This window comes from Roseobacter sp. EG26 (assembly GCF_049830555.1).
Taxonomy (GTDB): Bacteria; Pseudomonadota; Alphaproteobacteria; order Rhodobacterales; family Rhodobacteraceae; genus Roseobacter.
The window spans coordinates 1-1,126 of the sequence record NZ_JBNBLH010000045.1 but is presented as its reverse complement, the minus strand read 5'-3'; the positions used below and the strand labels follow the sequence as shown (position 1 = coordinate 1,126).

General features: G+C 60.3%; 1 protein-coding gene. It reads left to right on the top strand.

Features of this window, described 5'->3' with window-relative positions; translation table 11 throughout:
* Window positions 1–8: 8 nt before the first annotated feature.
* Window positions 9–1,124, top strand: coding sequence for an S-(hydroxymethyl)glutathione dehydrogenase/class III alcohol dehydrogenase (locus ACOTTU_RS24905; protein WP_425662219.1), 1,116 nt, complete (start codon window positions 9–11; stop codon window positions 1,122–1,124).
* Window positions 1,125–1,126 lie beyond the last annotated feature (2 nt).

The window sequence follows — 1,126 nt, the reverse complement described above, 5'->3', positions numbered from 1 at the left end:
TCATTTTGATGCTTAGGACGCGAGCTGCGGTTGCGGTTGCTGCTGGGAAGCCATTGGAGGTTATGGAAGTTAACCTTGAGGGGCCTCGTGCGGGGGAGGTATTGGTCGAGATCAAGGCGACGGGTTTGTGCCATACGGATGAATTCACGCGGTCGGGCGATGATCCGGAGGGGATTTTCCCGGCGATCCTGGGCCATGAGGGCGCAGGCGTTGTCATTGAGGTGGGCGAGGGGGTCACAAGCCTGGAGGTGGGCGACCATGTGATCCCGCTCTACACGCCGGAATGCCGCGAATGCGAATACTGTCTGAACCCGAAAACCAACCTCTGCCAGAAAGTGCGCGCGACACAAGGTCAGGGGCTTTTGCCCGATGGTTCGACGCGGTTTTCGATGTTGGATGGCACGCCCATTCACCACTACATGGGCTGTTCGACCTTCGCCAATCACACGGTGGTGCCGGAGATCGCGCTGGCGAAAGTCCGCAAGGACGCGCCCTTTGACAAGATCTGCTACATCGGCTGCGGCGTGACCACGGGCATCGGGGCGGTGATCAACACCGCAAAGGTCGAGATTGGCAGCCGCGCGGTGGTCTTTGGCCTCGGGGGGATCGGGCTCAACGTGATCCAGGGGCTGAAACTGGCTGGGGCCGATCAGATCGTGGGTGTCGATCTGAACGACGACAAGGAGGAGATGGGAAAACGCTTCGGAATGACCGATTTTGTCAATCCATCGAAGGTTGATGGCGATATGGTCGCCCATTTGGTTGAATTAACGCAAGGTGGTGCCGACTATACCTTTGACGCCACGGGCAATGTGAACGTGATGCGCACGGCTCTGGAGGCCGCGCATAAGGGCTGGGGCGAGAGCATCATCATCGGCGTGGCGCCTGCGGGCGCGGAGATTTCGACGCGCCCCTTCCAGCTGGTGACAGGCCGGGTCTGGCGCGGCACGGCCTTTGGCGGCGCCAAGGGGCGCACCGACGTGCCCAAGATCGTGGACTGGTACATGGACGGCAAGATCGAGATCGACCCGATGATCACCCACAAGCTGAGCCTGGATGAGATCAACCACGGGTTCGACCTCATGCACCAAGGCAAATCCATCAGAGCCGTCGTCGAGTTCTAGGG